Genomic DNA, 2,088 nt, shown 5'->3' with positions numbered 1-2,088 from the left:
CCGAGGCGCGCTGATTCATCCTTGACCGCCGATGCAGGTTGATCATGATCTGCATGAAATGCCCAGCATCTCAAGCCAGGCATGCAATACGGCATCATTACAGGCGAGAGAGGGTTCATGTCCGACCTGACGGTGTTCATTGGCTGGGATTCACGCGAAGATATTGCCTATCAGGTGGCCCGCGCCTCATTGCTGGAACATGCCTCGATCGACGTCGATATTCGTCCGATCAGGTTGCAGGAATTGGTCGATGCCGGGGCTTATACGCGTCAGGTCGATCCGCTGGCCTCGACCGAATTCACCTACTCCCGGTTTTTCACGCCCTACCTTGCCGGATACAAGGGCTGGGCGCTGTTCTGCGATTGCGACTTCCTGTTTTTCGGCGATGTGGCCGAATTGCTTGATCGCCGCGACGACAGCAAGGCCGTGCTATGCGTCCATCACGATTACACCCCCAAGAACGAAACCAAGATGGACGGCAAGGCGCAGACGACTTACCCAAGAAAGAACTGGTCGTCCTTCATGCTGTTCAATTGCGCGCATCCGGCGACCGCAAAACTGACTCCGGAATTGATCAACCGGGAAAGCGGAGCCTATTTGCATCGGATGCAATGGGCGAGTGACGAGCAGATCGGTGCTATCCCCGAGGAATGGAACTGGCTTGAAGGCTGGAGTGAGAAGCCCAACAACGGCAATCCCAAAGCCGTGCATTACACCAATGGCGGGCCCTGGTTCAAGAATTGGCAGGACGTGGAGTATGCCAATGAATGGCTGAAATCCGCTCGCGCCATTGATCCGGATTTTCATCCGGTGTGAAGGGCCGCGTCGGCGCTATTGACCCTGCCATAATGCGATCCCCGTTGCCTCGGCAACATGGGGGTCTGCGGTAAAGACCGGATATTTTCTGGCGCGAAACAGATGCAACGCCTCAAGATCGGCCGAGGCATGCAGCCGCGCCAGCCCCAGATTATTATAGGCGTGGCCAGCCGATAACGGGTTTATTCCCGTCAATATCACCCGTTCGGCTCCGCTTTTCAAAGCCAATGCCGCGCCGGTGATGCCATTCGACCATTTACTGGTCGCGTCCAGTTCAAGGTTCAATTTTCCGGTGCATTCGCGCATCAGGGCAATACGCTCATATCGGCTCATCAGGTTCAACTGGTCGTAGCCATAGCCGAAAGCCGCAATTCCCCGTTCCAGCCGCGGCAAATCATGGCGCCAATGCATGATGACCAACCTACCGGTGCTTTTGCCCTGCAAGACCCGCCGGACCTCAATTGCCTGCGGGTTTTGCCCTTCGATCTGGTTGAATTGCATCAGCGTGATATCGGGCCGTTCCAACAACCAGTCGCTGGCCGCGGATTGCGAGGCATTGATGGTGATGACCCGAAACGAGGCATCCCAACCGATGGGCCGCGTCGAAGACGGTGCCGAGCCGACAACCACGGCCGTCCTTCTCTGCAAAATATCGCTGAACTGTGGCACCTGAGGTCGTAGGAATTTATATTTTACAAAGCGATACGCGTATTTCCTGCCGTCAGTGATCGCCTTGAGAATTGGCACGATTGATATCCCTTCGCGGGGCTGTAGTCTGGTTGTTACGATTCTGCAGATGTGCAGGGATGGCGCAAGAATGGAAGATATCGACCCCGAAAATGACCTTGCCGTCATCACCTGCGCCGACCGCAACATGCTTGCGGCGGGCTGCTGCACCCTGCTTTCGGCACGCGATAATCTGAATGAACCCGCCTCCTTTCATCTGGTCGCTCTGGATATCTCGGATCGCGACAGGGCAGCCGTCGAGAAATTCTGCGCGCTGCGAAATCTGACGATTCACATCCACCCGTTCGAGAGTGCACTGCTTCCGAAAATATCGAAAGGGCGCTGGTCGCCTGCGGCATTGACGCGATTGTTTTTGGACCAGATCGGCTTGCCGAATTTTCGGCGGATGCTTTATCTGGATGCCGATACGCTGGTGGTTAGGTCGATGTCTGCCCTTGCCCATCTGGACCTGCATGGCAATATCGCGGCAGCGGTTGATGATTACATCGTGCCTTTCCCGAAGAAAATCGCGACACGCCGGGACAA

At 55.9% G+C, this 2,088-nt stretch carries 3 protein-coding genes; 2 read left to right on the top strand and 1 reads right to left on the bottom strand.

Features of this window, described 5'->3' with window-relative positions; translation table 11 throughout:
• The first annotated feature begins 117 nt into the window (after nt 1-117).
• Nucleotides 118-816, top strand: a complete 699-nt coding sequence (locus IB235_RS24550) for a glycosyltransferase (protein WP_192339009.1) — start codon at nt 118-120, stop codon at nt 814-816.
• Nucleotides 817-831: 15 nt separating this feature from the next.
• On the opposite strand, the gene IB235_RS24545 is transcribed toward IB235_RS24550, so the two are convergent.
• Nucleotides 832-1,563: a hypothetical protein gene (locus IB235_RS24545; RefSeq protein WP_225612620.1), complete on the bottom strand. Its 732-nt coding sequence runs from the start codon at nt 1,561-1,563 to the stop codon at nt 832-834.
• On the opposite strand from IB235_RS24545, the gene IB235_RS24540 reads away from it, so the two are divergent.
• A partial coding sequence (locus IB235_RS24540; RefSeq protein WP_225612619.1) for a glycosyltransferase occupies nt 1,550-2,088 on the top strand: 539 nt, incomplete at its 3' end. The two genes, IB235_RS24545 and IB235_RS24540, sit on opposite strands and share 14 nt — an antisense overlap.

Source organism: Paracoccus sp. PAR01, from assembly GCF_014851995.1.
Lineage (GTDB): Bacteria > Pseudomonadota > Alphaproteobacteria > Rhodobacterales > Rhodobacteraceae > Paracoccus > Paracoccus litorisediminis.
The sequence above is the reverse complement of the archived record's forward strand: the minus strand, read 5'-3'. Positions and strand labels throughout refer to the sequence as shown.